We start from the raw sequence: 14,618 nt of genomic DNA, 5'->3' as shown, positions 1-14,618 counted from the left end.
AGCGGGCGGCCCGGCGGCACCTGCGGGTGGCCGCCCGTCCCGCCGTTCGGGGCGGCCGGAGGCGGCGGGGCCTGCCGCCCGTGGGCGGGGCCCATCTGCGGCACCCCGGAGCCCTGGCCGCCGCCGGAGCCCGGGTAGCGGCCGCCGGGGGGCACGTTCGACGACAGCGTGTTGTGGGTGAGCTGGTCGATCTGCCGGCGGGCGCGGTCGGCCTCGGCGCGCGCGGCGTCCCGCTCCTCGGCCAGCGCCGACAGCGCGGCCTGCTGCTCGGCCACCGACTGCGAGAGCTGGCGCAGCTGGACGCCCTGGTCGTTCACCTTGGTCTGCAGTTCGTCGCGCTCGGCGCTCGCCTGCTGGGCCTGCGCCTGGGCAGCGTCGCGCTCCTTGGCGGCCTCCTCGGCGCGGGCGTTGGCCCGCACGACCTCCGCCTCGGCCTCCGACTGCGCGCGCAGCGCGGTGGTGCGCTCGGCCTCGGCCTTGCTGGCGGTCTGCATGGCGCGCTGGCGCTGCGCCTCGGTGTCGCGCATCGCGTTGCGCAGGTCCTCGGCGCCCTGCTTGGCCACCGCGGCCTCGACCCGCTGGGACTCCACCGCGCCCTCGGCCTCGGCGACCTTGGCGTGCAGCGCGACCAGTTCGGCCCGCGCGCCTTCCAGGGCGGCGAGCAGCTCGGTCTCGCGGGCGGCGATCCGGTCCCGCTCGCTCTCGGCGGCGAGCTTGGCCGACACCGCCTGCTGGGCGATCTGGTGCGCCTCCTCCCAGGCCTGCTGGGCGGCGTCGCGCTTGGCGGTGGCGAGCCTGGCCTCCTCGCGGGCGCGGGCGGACTCCTTCTCCGCGCCCTCGGCGCGCTGCCGGGCGGACGCCGCCTCCTGCCAGGCCTCCTCGGCCTGCCGCTGGGACGCGTCCCGCTCGTTCTGCGCGATCGCCAGCTCGCGGGCGGCCTCGGCCTTGACCTCCGAGACGCGGCGCTCGACGCCGGCGACGCTCAGCTCGGAGGTGAGCGAGTCGGCGAGCACGTCGGCGGCCCGTTCCAGCCGCTCGACCATCTCCCAGGTGGAGGCGACCTGGCCGGTCAGGCCCGGCGCGTCGCGGCCGCGCTCGCGGCGGCCGCGGGCCTCGCGGGCGCAGGCGCCGTCGTTGTCCTGGCAGTAGCGGACGGCGCGGACGGCGCCCATCGGCTGCGGTACGGGGCGGCCGCAGTTGGCGCACGGCCAGACCGTGACGGGCTCGCCCATGCGGGCGACGGTGGTCTCGCCCCGCGGTTCCGGGGCGGTGCCGGGCGGCCGCTCGGCCTCGGTCTCGGCCGCGTCGTCGCCGGCCGTGGGCTCGGCGGCGGCCTCCGGCTCGGGCCCGCCGGCGGGACCGGGCTCTTTCCGCAGCGTGGCGGGGGTGGCGGGGGTGGCATCGTGGGTCGTTCCAGCCTCGGAGACCGCGCCGTCGGAAGGCCCGGCCTGCCCCCGTGGGCCGCTATTGTCGCGCTCATCACTCGTAGGCATGGAATGAACCATACGACCTAGTAGGCGTGGCTGCAGTGACTTGGGAGGCATATAGGACCCCCAGCGCCCCCTTGCCCGCCCGGCCGTTCGCGGACCACGACGGCCGGGCGGGGCTCCCGAAGTAGGGACGATCACATCCCGGGCGGCCCCGATGCCTCAGTCGCGGATGCCTCAGTCGCGGCCGGTCAGCTCGGGGATCCGGTCGCCGTAGCGGGCCAGCAGGGCCCGGTTGGCCTCGTCGCCGCCCGGGACGTTGGCGCTCGTCCAGCACGGCAGCGTGACGCCGCGCGCGGCGGCCAGATCGTCCAGCGCGGCCAGCACCCGCGACCACGTGTACGCCGCCAGGACGGTCGAGACCGCCGCCGTGCGCGGCGCGTCCGCCGGGTGCAGCACGTCGCCGGGCGGCACGGCCGTGTCCAGCACGATCGACGCGTGGTCGGCCAGCGTGGAGCCCGACCGGGCGGCGGCGCCCCGTGACGCCTGCGGGGAGGTCACGGCGATCACCGGCACGCCGCGGGCGGCGCACTCCTCGGCGATCTCCACCGGGTACGGGTTGCGCCCGCTCGTGGAGAACACCACGGCCACGTCCGGCGGGGCCGGCGCCGCATTCTCGACCAGCGAGCGGCCGAGGCCCTCGCGGCGCTCGGCGCGGGTGCTGCGCATCGCGTCGTCCAGCGGCAGCACCGACGGGTCCCACAGCGGCCGGACCGGGGCCAGGCCGCCGGCCCGGTAGAAGGTCTCGCAGACCATCGCCAGCGAGTGCCCCGCCCCGGCGACGAGCAGGATCCCGCCCGCCTCGATGGCCGGCAGCAGCAGCCCGGCGGCCTCCTCGATCGCCGTCCCCGAGCGGGCGTCGAGCTCGTCGAGCAGCGCGCGCACCCGCCCGGGGTAGCCGGTCCGCACGGATCCGCCGGCCGGAGCGGCCTCAGGCATCGGTACGGGCCTCCTTCTCCAGCGCGCGCTCCAGCTCGGCGGCCATCGCGTCCCGCCCGGCCGCGGCGCGCAGCCGGCCGGCCAGCCCCGCCGACAGCGCCCGCGCCAGGGCGGACAGCGTCGAGACGTGCGCGTCCGCGTCCGGCGTGCAGAACGCCAGCAGCAGATCGACCGGGTCGTTGTCGGGATGGCCGAACTCCACCGGCGCCGCCAGCCGCGTCACGGCCACGCCCACGCCGATCGCGCCGTCCTCGGGACGGGCGTGCACCAGGGCCAGGCCCTTGGTGAGCACGATGTACGGGCCGTTCGCCTCGACCACCCGGACGCAGGCGGCCGGGTACCCCTCCCCCGCCGCGCCCATCTCCACCAGGACCTCGGCCGCGGCGGTGGTGGCGTCCCGCCAGCCCTCCGCCGCGACCCCGTCCCGCGCTCCGACCGCGGTCACGCCAGCCAGCCCTTCTCGGTCAGCCGCTCGCGCAGCTGCTCCTGCAGTCCCTCCTTGTCGAGGAAGTCGCTGACCGTGATCACCACGGGGGCCAGCTCGGCGATCTCGCCGGTGTGCATGCCCTGGCCGATGATCACATCGGCGGTCATGCCGCGGGCGGTGGAGACGTCGGTGTTCTCCACCCGGGCGTCCACGTCCAGGGCGCGCAGCGCGTCCTCGGCGGTCATCTTCAGCATGAGGCTCGACCCCATGCCGACGCCGCAGACGGCGAGCACCTCCAGCGTGCGGTCCAATGCCATGTCGTCGCCTCTCCGGTTCGTTGTCGGGCGCGGGCCGTCCCCCGGGAACGTTCCCGGGGGATGGCCGCTCGGTCATGCCCGGTCGCCGCCCTTGGCGGGCTTGGCGTCCCGGGCGCCGTCCTCCGCCGCCGCGTTCTCGCGGTCCGCGCGGGCCTCGCGGCGGCCGAGGAGGAGCAGGGTGCCGGCCGTGACGGCCAGCGCGACCACCGGTACGGCCCAGATCGAGGCGCCGCCGATGATCGGGTCCACCGCCTTCAGCAGCCAGGCGATGGCGTACCAGTCGGGGTCGGCCAGCGTGGCCAGCTCGGGGGCGGTCTTCTCGAACAGCCCCCAGGTGACGGCCTGGCCGATCGCCAGCATCAGGCCGGAGATCACGCCGCCGATCACCGCGCCGCGCCAGCCGGCCACCACGTTGCCGAACAGCGCGGCGGCGCCGCCGACGAAGAACAGCATGATCATCGGCGGGGCCAGGGTGAACCAGCCGGCCGCCGCGAAGATCCCCAGGCAGGCCAGGAACACCACGGTCGAGGACACGAAGCCGATCATCACGGCGGTGGGCGCGACCGGGAACACCGTCGGGGCGTCCAGCGCGGGCCGGGTGCCCGGGATGACCTTGTCGCTGAAGCCCTTGAACGCGGGCACGATCTCGGCCAGGAACATCCGCACGCCGAACAGCAGGATCGCGATGCCGCCCGCGAAGCGCAGGCCGACCAGCAGCGCCCACACCCACGGCGAGAGCTTCGTGTCCATCTCGGCGGCCAGCTTCGCCACCACCTGGTCGTCGGCGAACGCCACCGCGACCAGCATGATCACCGAGATCACCAGGGCGGTGCTGACGTTGACGTCCTTGAAGAACGACAGCTGCCGGGGCAGCTTCACCTTCTCGGTGTCGTGCTTCTCGCGGCTCCCGAACGGGCGCGCCACGTACCCGGTGACCAGCGCCGCGACCGAGCTGGTGTGCGCGAACCCGAACCGGTCGTCCGGCATCACCCTCCGCATCAGCGGGCGCATCCACAGCGGCTGCAGCGTCCAGTACGCGGCCACGAACCCGGCCCCGCACAGCACCAGCGTGAGCTGGTCGGAGCCCGGCGCGATCGTCACCAGCGACGCCACCACGACCGTGCTGACCCAGAACATCAGGTGCCCGGTCAGGTAGAGGTAGCGGGCCGCCGGGAAGATCCGCACGATCGCCACGTGCAGCAGGAACGCCACCGTGATGACCAGCGCGATCGTCCCGCCCTGCTGGGCGAGGAAGTCGTTCAGCGTGTTGTCGGCCTTGGGCGGGGTGGTGCCCATGGCGTCGGCGAGCACCGTCTGGAAGCTCGACAGCCCCCCGGTGAAGATCTCCACGCCGATGAACAGGATGACGACGCCGATCGTGGCCCGCAGCGCGCCGGCGAGGGTGTCCTCGAACCGCTTGCGCTGCAGCAGCAGCCCGACCAGGGTGATCAGCCCGATGAGGATGGGGACCTGGCCGAACACGTTGTCGGCCAGGAAGGTGAGGATGTCCTTGATGATGTCCACGCTAGATCTCCGTATCCTGCGGGGCTCCCGTCAGCGCGGGACGGGTTTCAGCTCGAGCTCCAGCCGGTAGCGGTCGCCGCGGTACACGGACCGGACGTATTCCACCGGTGCGCCCTGCTCGCTGTGGCTGATCCGCTCGAACAGGAACGCGGGCGCGTGCACGGGCACGCCCAGCACCTCGGCCTCCTCGTCCGTGGTCACGGTCGGCTCGACCGTCCCCCAGCCGGAGGCGAGGACGACGCCGCGCTCGCGCAGCAGGGTGTAGAACGACCTGTCCTCCAGATCCTCGCGGCGCAGCTCCGGCACCAGCGCCTTGGGGAGGCAGAGCGTCTCGATCGCCATGGGGGCGCCGTCCGCCAGCCGCAGCCGGCGAATGGTAAATACCTCTTCCGTCGGGGACATGGCCAGCCGGCGGCCGATCCGGGGACCGGCGGCCTCCGCCCGGAACGACAGCACCCGGCCGCCGGGCCGCATCCCGCGGCGCTCCATGTCCTCGGTGAACGAGGTCAGGGTCAGCCCCACCGCGATCCGGCGTTCGGCCACGTAGGTGCCGCTTCCGTGGCGGCGGTCGAGCAGGCCCCGCCCCGCCAGCTCGTCGATCGCCGCACGCAGCGTCGGCCGGGACACCCCGAGGTCCTCGGCCAGCCGGCGTTCGGACGGCAGCGCGTCGCCGACGTCCATGCCGTCCAGCATGGACAGCAGCCGCCGCACCACCGCCCGCCGTTTCGTGGTCGCGGGCTCGGATTCACCGCCGGATCGCACGCCGCTCATCTCTCCCGTTCCGGTCATACCGTCGGCCCCCAAGGTTAGGCTGCGGATCCCAAGTGGTCAATACCACTTTGGAACGGTCTCAACCGGGCGACGACACCCGGGCGGCGCCGGGCAGCACAGAACGCCCGGCGGCGCCGGGACGGGGCGGAACAGGAGAAGGAACGGAACGGGAAAAGGGTCAGGCGGCGGCCTGGGCCATCGCCTTGCGGATGCGCTTGTCCGACACCGGGTAGCGGGTGCCGAGCTGCTGGGCGAACAGGCTCACCCGCAGCTCCTCCAGCATCCAGCGCACCTGCCGGACGGGCTCGTCGCCGCGGCGGGCGGGGTGCAGCCGCGCCAGGAACGTCTCGTACTCCCCTTCCAGGAGCACGACCTGGTTGATCAGCAGCCGGTCGCGGCCCGGGTTCTCCGGCAGCTTGTCCAGCCGGATCTCCAGCGCCTTCAGGTAGCGCGGCAGGTCGGCCAGCCGCTGCCAGCCGGTCTCGGTCACGAAGCCGGGATGGATCAGCCTGCCCAGATGCCCGCGGATCTCGGTCAGCGCGGGGACGAGCGTGAGGCTGGCGGTTCCGCGCAGCCGCCGGTCGATCTCGTGCGAGAGCGCCAGGATGCGCTCCACCTGCGCCACGATCGCGGCCGTGGCGTCGTGCAGGTCGGCGCGGACGCGGTCGTACAGGGCCCGGAAGCCCGCCTCGTCCCACGCCGGTCCCCCGGCCTCGGCGATCAGCCGGTCGGCGGCGGCGGTCACGCAGTCCTCGAACAGCGCGGCGACCGAGCCGTGCGGGCTGTGGCTGAGCGCCAGCTTGCCCTGGTTGGTGAGGCGGCCCTGGATCTGCTTGACCGGGGACGGGGCGTTCAGCAGGATCAGCCGCCGCGTGCCCTTCCACATGGCGGCGCGCTGCTCAACCTCGGTCTCGTACATGCGGACCGCGACGGCGTCGCCCTCGTCGGTCAGCGCCGGGTACGCCTTGACCTCGTAGCCGGCCTGCTTCTGCTCGTACGTGCGGGGCAGCTCGCCGATCGTCCACTCGCGCAGGCCGCCGCGCTCCAGGCCGCCGGCGGTGGCGGCCTTGGACAGCGTGCCGCGCACCTTGCCCTTGAGCCGGCGTTTCAGCTCGTCCAGGTCGGTGCCCTCGGCGAGGGTGCGCTTCCGGTCGTCCACGACGCGGAACGTGACGCGCAGGTGGGGGGCGAGGCGGCCGAGGTCCCACGCCTCGCGGGCGACCTGGACGCCGGTCATGTCGCGCAGCTCGCGTTCGAGGGCGTCCAGGAGGGGCTCGGTGCGGGGGGTGAGGCGGTCGAGCAGCTTGCGGGCGTAGTCGGGGGCCGGGACGAAGTTGACCCGCAGCTGCTTGGGCAGGGAGCGGATCAGCTCGGTCACCAGCTCGGCGCGCAGCCCGGGGACCTGCCACTCGAAGCCGTCCGGCCGGACCTGGTTGAGCACCTGCACGGGGATGTGCACGGTCACGCCGTCGGCGTCGGCGCCCGGCTCGAACTGGTACGTCAGCCTCAGCTTCAGCTGCCCCTGCCGCCAGGCGTCGGGGTAGTCGGCCTCGCTGACGTCGTCGGCGCTCTGGTTGATGAGCATCGACTTCTCGAAGTTCAGCAGGTCGGGCTCGGTGCGGCGGGCCTCCTTCCACCAGGCGTCGAAGTGCCGGCCGGACACGACGTCCTCGGGCACCCGCTCGTCGTAGAACTCGAACAGCGTCTCGTCCTCGACGAGGATGTCGCGGCGCCGGGCGCGGTGCTCCAGCTCCTCGACCTCGTCCAGCAGCGCCCGGTTGTCGTGGAAGAACCGGTGGTGGGTCTCCCAGTCGCCCTCGACCAGCGCGTGCCGGACGAACAGCTCGCGCGACAGCTCCGGGTCGACGGCGCCGTAGTTGACGCGGCGCCGCGCGACGATCGGCACGCCGTACAGGGTGACCGTCTCGTACGCCATCACGGCCGCCTGCTTCTTGGACCAGTGCGGCTCGCTGTGGTTGCGCTTCACCAGGTGCCCGGCGAGCGGCTCGACCCACTCGGGCTCGATCTTCGCGTTGATCCGGCCCCAGAGCCGGGACGTCTCCACCAGCTCGGCCGACATCACCCACCGCGGCGGCTTCTTGAAGAGGGCCGAGCCGGGGAAGACGGCGAATTTGGCGCCGCGGGCGCCGATGTACTCGTTCAGCTGCCGCCGGCGCTGGCCGCCGCCCTCGTCCTTCTTGCCTTCGGTGTCCATGAGGCCGATGTGCGACAGCAGCCCGGCGAGGAGCGACACGTGGATGCGGTCGGGCGGCGCGTCGGTGCTGTTGGTCGTGACGCCGAGGCCCTTGGCGACCTGCTTGAGCTGGGAGTGCAGGTCCTGCCATTCGCGCACGCGCAGGAAGTGCAGGAACTCGTTCTTGCACATGCGCCGGAACTGGCTGCCCGACAGCTCGCGCTGCTGCTCGCGCAGGTAGTTCCAGAGGTTCAGGTAGGCCAGGAAGTCGGAGGTCGGGTCGGCGAAGCGCCGGTGCTTCTCGTCGGCGGCCTGCTGGTGCTCGGCGGGACGCTCGCGCGGGTCCTGGATCGACAGCGCCGCCGCGATGATCAGCACCTCGCGGACGCAGCCGTTGGCGTCGGCCTCCAGCACCATCCGGCCCAGCCGCGGGTCGATCGGCAGCTGCGCCAGCCGCCGGCCGCGCTCGGTGAGCCGCTTGCGCGGGTCCTTCTCGGCCGGGTCGATCGCGCCCAGCTCGTGCAGCAGGTCGAAGCCCGCCTTCACGTTGCGCCGGTCCGGCGGCTCGACGAACGGGAACGCGGCGATGTCGCCCAGCCCGAGCGCGGTCATCTGCAGGATGACCGAGGCGAGGTTGGTGCGCAGGATCTCCGGGTCGGTGAACTCGGGCCGGGACTCGAAGTCCTCCTCCGAGTACAGCCGGATGCAGATGCCCTCCGACACGCGGCCGCAGCGGCCCTTGCGCTGGTTGGCCGACGCCTGCGAGACCGGCTCGATCGGCAGCCGCTGCACCTTCAGCCGGTGGCTGTAGCGGGATATCCGGGCGGTGCCGGGGTCAATGACGTACTTGATGCCCGGAACGGTCAGCGAGGTCTCGGCGACGTTGGTCGCCAGCACGATCCGCCGCCCGCGGTGCGCCGAGAAGACCCGGTGCTGCTCGGCGGACGACAGCCGCGCGTACAGCGGCAGCACCTCGGTCGCCTCGCCGCGCCGCCCTCGCAGGTGCTTGGAGAGCGCGTCGGCGGTGTCGCGGATCTCGCGCTCGCCGCTGAGGAAGACCAGGACGTCGCCGGGCGCCTCCAGGGCCAGCTCGTCCACGGCGTCCAGGATCCCCTGGACCTGGTCGCGGTCGGGGTCGGCCTTGGGGTCCTCGGGGTCGGTGAGCGGGCGGTAGCGCACCTCGACCGGGTACGTGCGGCCGGACACCTCCACGATCGGGGCGTCGTCGAAGTGCGCGGAGAACCGCTCGGGGTCGATCGTCGCCGAGGTGATGATCACCTTGAGGTCGGGGCGCCGGGGCAGGATCTCCTTGACGTACCCGAGCAGGAAGTCGATGTTGAGGCTGCGCTCGTGCGCCTCGTCGATGATCAGCGTGTCGTAGCGGCGCAGCAGCCGGTCGGTCTGGATCTCCGCCAGCAGGATGCCGTCGGTCATCAGCTTGACGAGCGTGCCGTCGCTGGACCGGTCGGTGAACCGCACCTTGTAGCCGACGGCCTCGCCCAGCTCGGTGCCCAGCTCCTCGGCGATCCGGTCGGCGACGGTGCGGGCGGCCAGCCGGCGCGGCTGGGTGTGCCCGATCGAGCCGAGCACGCCCCGGCCCAGCTCCAGGCAGATCTTGGGCAGCTGGGTGGTCTTGCCGGACCCGGTCTCGCCCGCCACGATCACGACCTGATGGTCGCGGATCGCCGCCGCGATGTCGTCCTTCTTCTGGGAGACCGGCAGCTGCTCCGGATAGGTGATCGCCGGTACGGCGGCGCGGCGCCGGGCGACCCGGCGCTCGGCGGCCTCGACCTCGGCGGCGATCTCGCCGGCCACCCGCTCGCGGCGCGCGGCGTCGCGCATCTTCTGCGCGCCGTCGATACGGCGGCGCAGCCGGTGCCGGTCGATCGGCATCAGCTCGGGCAGGCGCGCGCGCAGATCGGCGAGCGGCGTACTCACAGGCGTTCCCATACGGTCGACAAGGATATTCGCGGGCCGTGGTGATCTTGCGGGACGGCCCGGGCGATCATCTCGCGACCCCCGCACCGTAGCCGCACCGGCCCGGTGCCCGCGAGCCGTTTTCCCGGTGGGTCAACGTCGCAGCCGGGACCGGCATTCCATCCTCGCCGCCACCCCCGGGATCCCCTCGGAACGGCGGATCATCGTTCATCATGGCCCGCATGGGGACTCCGGGGGCCGCGGGACGGCATCGGATCGACCGCCTGCTGGGCTCGGGCGGGTTCGCGTCGGTCTGGCTGGGCCATGACGCCGAGCTCGACTCGCCCGTCGCGGTCAAGATCCTGGCCGACCACTGGGCGCTGCGCGAGGACGTGCGGGAGCGGTTCGTCCGCGAGGCCCGGCTGCTGCGCCAGGTCGACTCGCACCTGCTGGTGCAGGTCTTCGACATCGGCGAGCTGGACGACGGCCGCCCCTACTTCGTGATGACGTACGCCGACCGCGGCAACCTGGAGGAGCGGCTGGCCGCCGGGCCGCCGCCGCTGAACGAGGCGCTGCGGCTGGCCGTGGAGATCACCGAGGGCGTGCGGGCGCTGCACGAGCGCGGGATCGTGCACCGCGATCTGAAGCCGTCCAACGTGCTGATCCGGTCGGTCCCCGGCGGCGGCGAGCGGATCATGCTGTCGGACCTGGGCATCGCCCGGACCGAGGACCACCTGTCGAGCCTGACGCTGCCCGCCGGGTCGCCCGGCTACATGGCGCCCGAGCAGACCCGGATCGACGGGGCGCCCGACCGGCGGTCCGACGTGTACGGGCTCGGCGCGCTCACCTACCACCTGCTGACCGGCGAGCCGCCGGGCGAGCGGCCGGCGCCGCCGAGCCGGGCCCGGCCGGAGGTCCCGCCGCCGGTCGACGAGGCGGTGCTGCGCGCCCTGGAGCCGGACCGCGACCGGCGCTGGCCGTCCGCGGCGGCGTTCGGGGCGGCGCTGGGCCGGGTCACCAGCAAGGTCGACACCGACCCGCTGGCGGGCGCGCGCCTCCTCCGCCGCTCCCGGCGGCGCCCGCCGGGCCGCCGCGCCCTGACCCTCGCCGCGAGCGCCGCCGCGGCCGTCGGGATCGCCGGCGGCGGCGCGTTCCTGGTGCTCGACCGCCAGGGCGGGGCGGACGGCGCGGCCGAGGGGACGGCCGCGCGGATGGCCGATCCGCGGGGGCGGCTGCTGCGCACCGACGCCGGGATCCCGCCGCGGTACCGGGCGCTGATCATCCAGGCGGGCACGTGGTGCGAGCTGGACGGCCTCAGCCCGGCGCTGATCGCGGCGATGCTCCGGGCCGAGAGCGGCTTCGACCCGCACCTGCGCGACCCCGCCAGGGACGAGTACGGCATCGCCCGCTGGACGCCGAGCATCCTGGTGCACTGGCAGCCCGGCGGCCTCGACCACCCCGAACCGCGTCCGGAGGAGATCACGCCGGGCCTGTCGATCCCGGCGATGGGCCGCTACCTGTGCTTCTGGGGCAAGGACCTGCGGGACGTCCCCGGCGATCCGGCGCTCAACCTCGCCGGGATGTACCGGACCTCGGCGAAGACGGTGCGGAAGGAGGGCGGGGTGCCGGAGCGGTACCGGGCGTACGCCGAGACGGTCCGCCGCTACATCGAGGCCTACAAGCCGCGGTAGGCGCGTTCCGCCAGGCCATGCCCCCGGGTCAGGACCGCGGTACGAGCCGCAGCGCGAGCCCCGGGCAGGCGGCGACGGCCCTGCGCGCGTCCCCTTCCAGCCGGGCGGGGATCGGCTCGTCCGGGATGACCGGGTAGTTGTACTCGTCCATGCGGACCAGGCCGCGCAGGATGTCGGCGCAGAGGCCGTGGCCGTCGCAGCGGCTCCAGTCGACCTCCAGCCGCAGCCGCGCCGCCGTCTCGGCGGGCAGCACGCCGCGGACGGGACGCCCGCAGCCGCCCTCGGCGGCATGCCGGGCGACGTCGGCGGCGAAGACCTCCAGGGCCGACAGCACGAACCGGCCCGTCCCGTCGGGGTGGGAGCACGCGCCGCGCCCGGCGGCCATCCGGACCGCGCGCCGGACGGTGTCCGCGGCGGCCCCCGTGTCGCGCCCCTCGGCCAGCGCGGCGAGCGCCCCGGCGATGTCTGGCAGGCCGAGGCGGCAGGGGCCGCACTGGCCGGCGGACTCGGCGGCGAGGTAGCGGGCGACCCGCGCGCACTCGCCCAGCGGGCAGGTGCCGCGGCCGAGCGGCATGACGATGCCGGCGCCGAGCGTCCCGCCCGCCGCGGCCAGGCCCGCGCGCGAGACACCGGCGCGGACGGCGGCCTCGCCGGTGATCCAGGCGCCGTGGTAGCCGCCGACCAGGACGCCCTCCCCCGCCCGCGCGCCGCACAGGTCGAGCAGGTGCCCGAGCGGCGCCCCGGCGGGCGTCTCCACCACGGCGGGGAACCGGGCCGAGCCGGTCACGGTCAGCAGCACCGTCCCGGGCTCGGCGGGCGTGCCCACCCCCGCGTAGCGGCGCGGCCCGAGACCGGCGAGGACGGCCAGCTGGGCGTAGGTCTCGGCGTTCGACAGCAGTGTGGGCCGCCCGCCGACGCCGCGGGTCGCGGCGCGGACCTTGCGGCCGGGCGGGATCGGGCGGCGGCCGTTGATGCCGCGGACCAGCGCGCCGCCCTCCCCGGTGATGAAGCGCTCGGGCAGCCGGACGACGCGGGCGCGGGCGGCCAGCCCGCGCTCGGCGACGGCCGACTCCAGGGAGGCGGCGGAGCCCTCGTCGGCGACGCCGAGGACGATCTCGCCGGCGCCGAGCGCGGTGGCGGCCAGCGCGGCGCCGTCCAGGACCAGGTGCGGGGCGCGGCGCAGCAGCACCTTGTCCTTGGCGCTGCCGGGCTCGCCCTCGGTGCCGTTCACGACCACGACCGCGCGCCCGCGCCGCCGCGCGGCGCTGCCGGCGACGGCGCGGACCTTGCGGGCGAACGGGAACGCGGCCCCGCCCCGGCCGTGCAGCCGCCCCTCCTCGGCGAGCGCGACGAGCCCCTCGCAGGTCAGCGGGGCCGGCTCGGGGTGCAGCCGGCGGTGCGCGTCCCAGTCGAGCCGGCCGGCGCCCTCCAGCCCGGCGGTCAGCCGGGGCGGGCCGATATGGCGTACGGCGATCATGCCGGCCGCTCCCTCCGCCGTGCCCGCCCGGCCCGCCGCGCCAGCCGGACGGCCAGGGCCAGCGCCACCGCGGCCAGGCAGGCCAGGTACGCGGCCCGGACGGGGGCGGGCGGCGTGCGCCCGGCGGTGAGGCCGTGCAGGACGGCCAGCGGCCAGGCGGCGTAGGCGGTCAGGTGCAGCGCCCGCCACGTCCAGGGATGGCGGACGGGGGCGAACCGGCCGCGCGCGATGCCGCTGGCGGTGGCGACGGCCAGCAGGTAGAAGGCGATCGGCCCGGCCCCGGCCGGCAGGAACGCGCCCGCCGGGCCCACCCGGTGCCGCAGCAGCTGGGAGGCCAGGTGCACGGCCAGCATGGCGACGGCGGTGAACGCGGCGGCGCGGTGCACGGCCTGCGCGCGGACCCGGGCGCCCGGGGGCAGCACGGTCCGCCCGGCCGCCAGCAGCCCGATCATGACCGACAGGGAGAGCGCGACCAGCGCGAACACGCCGCAGTAGTGGTCGGCGAAGCCGCCGGCCGCGGCGGCCGCGGGGGCGGCCCAGCCGAGCGAGATCGCCAGCCCGAGGGCGAGCCCGGCCGCGCCCGGGACGACGGCGGTGAGCAGCAGGCGGTGCCCGCGGGATCCGGCGGGCCGCCGCCGCGCCGTGCCCGCCGTGCCCGCCGCGTCCCGCATGCCGGGGCGGCGGCCCGGCCCGATACCGAACCCGGCGGTCAGCTCGTGGAGCGGCCTCCCCTCGCTGGGGGAGGCCGAGGAGGGACGGTCGGGGTCCATCGCTCGCCGGCACCGGCCTCTCGGAATCGTGGCTGACGGTTCCTGTGGCCTCTACGATGCGTGCGATTCCCCGCCGGTTCGGTGAGTCATGCCTTTCCGGAGGCCGCCGCGGCCGCTTCCGGCCGCGGCGGCCCGGTCCCGCGGGCTCAGCCCGCGCCGTACACCGGCTCCGGGGCGGGCGCCTGGGCGAGCAGGTCGCGAACGGCGGCGCCCACGTCGGCCGGGTCCCAGCGGGCGCCCTTGTCGACGGCGGGCCCGTGCCGGAACGCGTCCATCACGCAGATCTTGCCGCCCTCGGCCTCGAACACCCGGCCGGTGATCCCGGCCGAGTCGGCCGAGCCGAGCCAGGCGACCAGCGGCGAGACGTTCTCGGGGGCCATGGCGTCGAACTCGCCCTCGGCGGGCGCGGCCATCGTCTGGGCGAAGACCTCCTCGGTCATCCGGGTCCGGGCGGCGGGCGCGATCGCGTTGACGGCCACCCCGTACCGGCCCAGCTCGGCGGAGGCGACCAGGGTCAGCCCGACGATGCCGGCCTTGGCGGCGGAGTAGTTGCCCTGGCCGACGCTGCCGAGCAGGCCCGCGCCGGACGAGGTGTTGATCACGCGGGCGTCGACGGCGCGGCCGGCCTTGCTCTCGGCGCGCCAGTACTGCCCGGCGTGCTTGAGCGGCAGGAAGTGACCCTTGAGGTGGACCCGCATGACGGCGTCCCACTCGTCCTCGGAGAGGTTGATCAGCATCCGGTCGCGCAGGAAGCCGGCGTTGTTGACCAGCACGTCCAGCCGGCCGAACGCCTCGATCGCGGTGGCCACCAGCGCGGCGGCGCCCTCGTCGGTGGCGATGTCGTGCGGGCTGGCGACGGCCTGGCCGCCGAGCGCCTCGATCTCCTTGACGACCTCCTGCGCGGGGCCGCCGGAGGCGTCGCCCGAGCCGTCCCGGGCGACGCCCAGGTCGTTGACGACGACCTTGGCGCCCTGGCGGGCGAACTCCAGCGCGTGCGCGCGGCCGAGGCCGCGGCCGGCCCCGGTGACGATGACCACTCGGTCCTTGCAGATCACTCGGCATCCCTCCCGTACGTCCCTGCGGGCTCTGCTACGGTCTGTTCTA

The 14,618-nt window shown here is 74.9% G+C and carries 11 protein-coding genes; 1 reads left to right on the top strand and 10 read right to left on the bottom strand.

The window, feature by feature from the left end; all coding sequences use genetic code 11:
* From AB0881_RS35375 to hrpA, 7 genes are all read right to left on the bottom strand, one after another.
* The coding region (locus tag AB0881_RS35375) for a hypothetical protein (RefSeq protein WP_366624236.1) at positions 1–1,493 on the bottom strand (1,493 nt) is incomplete at its 3' end.
* Positions 1,494–1,664: 171 nt separating this feature from the next.
* Complete coding sequence (locus tag AB0881_RS35370; protein ID WP_366624234.1) at positions 1,665–2,426, bottom strand: SIS domain-containing protein; 762 nt, start codon at positions 2,424–2,426, stop codon at positions 1,665–1,667.
* Entirely contained in the window at positions 2,419–2,871 is a 453-nt protein-coding gene (locus AB0881_RS35365; RefSeq protein ID WP_366624232.1) for a PTS sugar transporter subunit IIA, read from the bottom strand. The genes AB0881_RS35370 and AB0881_RS35365 overlap by 8 nt, the downstream gene beginning before the upstream one ends.
* Positions 2,868–3,170, bottom strand: a complete 303-nt coding sequence (locus tag AB0881_RS35360; RefSeq protein WP_366624230.1) for a PTS sugar transporter subunit IIB — start codon at positions 3,168–3,170, stop codon at positions 2,868–2,870. The genes AB0881_RS35365 and AB0881_RS35360 overlap by 4 nt, the downstream gene beginning before the upstream one ends.
* A gap of 72 nt (positions 3,171–3,242) precedes the next feature.
* Positions 3,243–4,694 carry a PTS ascorbate transporter subunit IIC gene (locus AB0881_RS35355; RefSeq protein ID WP_366624229.1) on the bottom strand — a complete coding sequence of 484 codons (1,452 nt, stop codon included), beginning with the start codon at positions 4,692–4,694 and terminating at the stop codon, positions 3,243–3,245.
* Between the two features lie 30 nt (positions 4,695–4,724).
* The gene (locus AB0881_RS35350) at positions 4,725–5,465 is read right to left on the bottom strand and encodes a GntR family transcriptional regulator (protein ID WP_366624227.1); all 741 of its coding nucleotides are present in this window, start codon (positions 5,463–5,465) and stop codon (positions 4,725–4,727) included.
* Positions 5,466–5,643: 178 nt separating this feature from the next.
* Complete coding sequence (gene hrpA, locus AB0881_RS35345; RefSeq protein WP_366624225.1) at positions 5,644–9,609, bottom strand: ATP-dependent RNA helicase HrpA; 3,966 nt, start codon at positions 9,607–9,609, stop codon at positions 5,644–5,646.
* Between the two features lie 209 nt (positions 9,610–9,818).
* On the opposite strand from hrpA, the gene AB0881_RS35340 reads away from it, so the two are divergent.
* On the top strand, positions 9,819–11,267 hold the full coding sequence (locus AB0881_RS35340) for a serine/threonine-protein kinase (RefSeq protein ID WP_366624223.1): 1,449 nt from the start codon (positions 9,819–9,821) through the stop codon (positions 11,265–11,267).
* A gap of 28 nt (positions 11,268–11,295) precedes the next feature.
* On the opposite strand, the gene AB0881_RS35335 is transcribed toward AB0881_RS35340, so the two are convergent.
* The 3 genes from AB0881_RS35335 to AB0881_RS35325 form a co-directional block, all read right to left on the bottom strand.
* A complete protein-coding gene (locus AB0881_RS35335) occupies positions 11,296–12,744 on the bottom strand; it encodes an NADH-ubiquinone oxidoreductase-F iron-sulfur binding region domain-containing protein (protein WP_366624221.1) in 1,449 nt (482 codons plus the stop codon).
* The gene (locus AB0881_RS35330; protein WP_366624219.1) at positions 12,741–13,514 is read right to left on the bottom strand and encodes a hypothetical protein; all 774 of its coding nucleotides are present in this window, start codon (positions 13,512–13,514) and stop codon (positions 12,741–12,743) included. The genes AB0881_RS35335 and AB0881_RS35330 overlap by 4 nt, the downstream gene beginning before the upstream one ends.
* A 146-nt stretch (positions 13,515–13,660) precedes the next feature.
* A complete protein-coding gene (locus AB0881_RS35325) occupies positions 13,661–14,569 on the bottom strand; it encodes an SDR family oxidoreductase (protein ID WP_366624217.1) in 909 nt (302 codons plus the stop codon).
* Between the last annotated feature and the right edge of the window lie 49 nt (positions 14,570–14,618).

Origin of the sequence: Spirillospora sp. NPDC029432 (genome assembly GCF_040703975.1) — a bacterium.
Lineage (GTDB): Bacteria > Actinomycetota > Actinomycetes > Streptosporangiales > Streptosporangiaceae > Spirillospora.
Note: the sequence above shows the minus strand (reverse complement) of the source record. Positions and strands in the feature narration are given on the sequence as shown.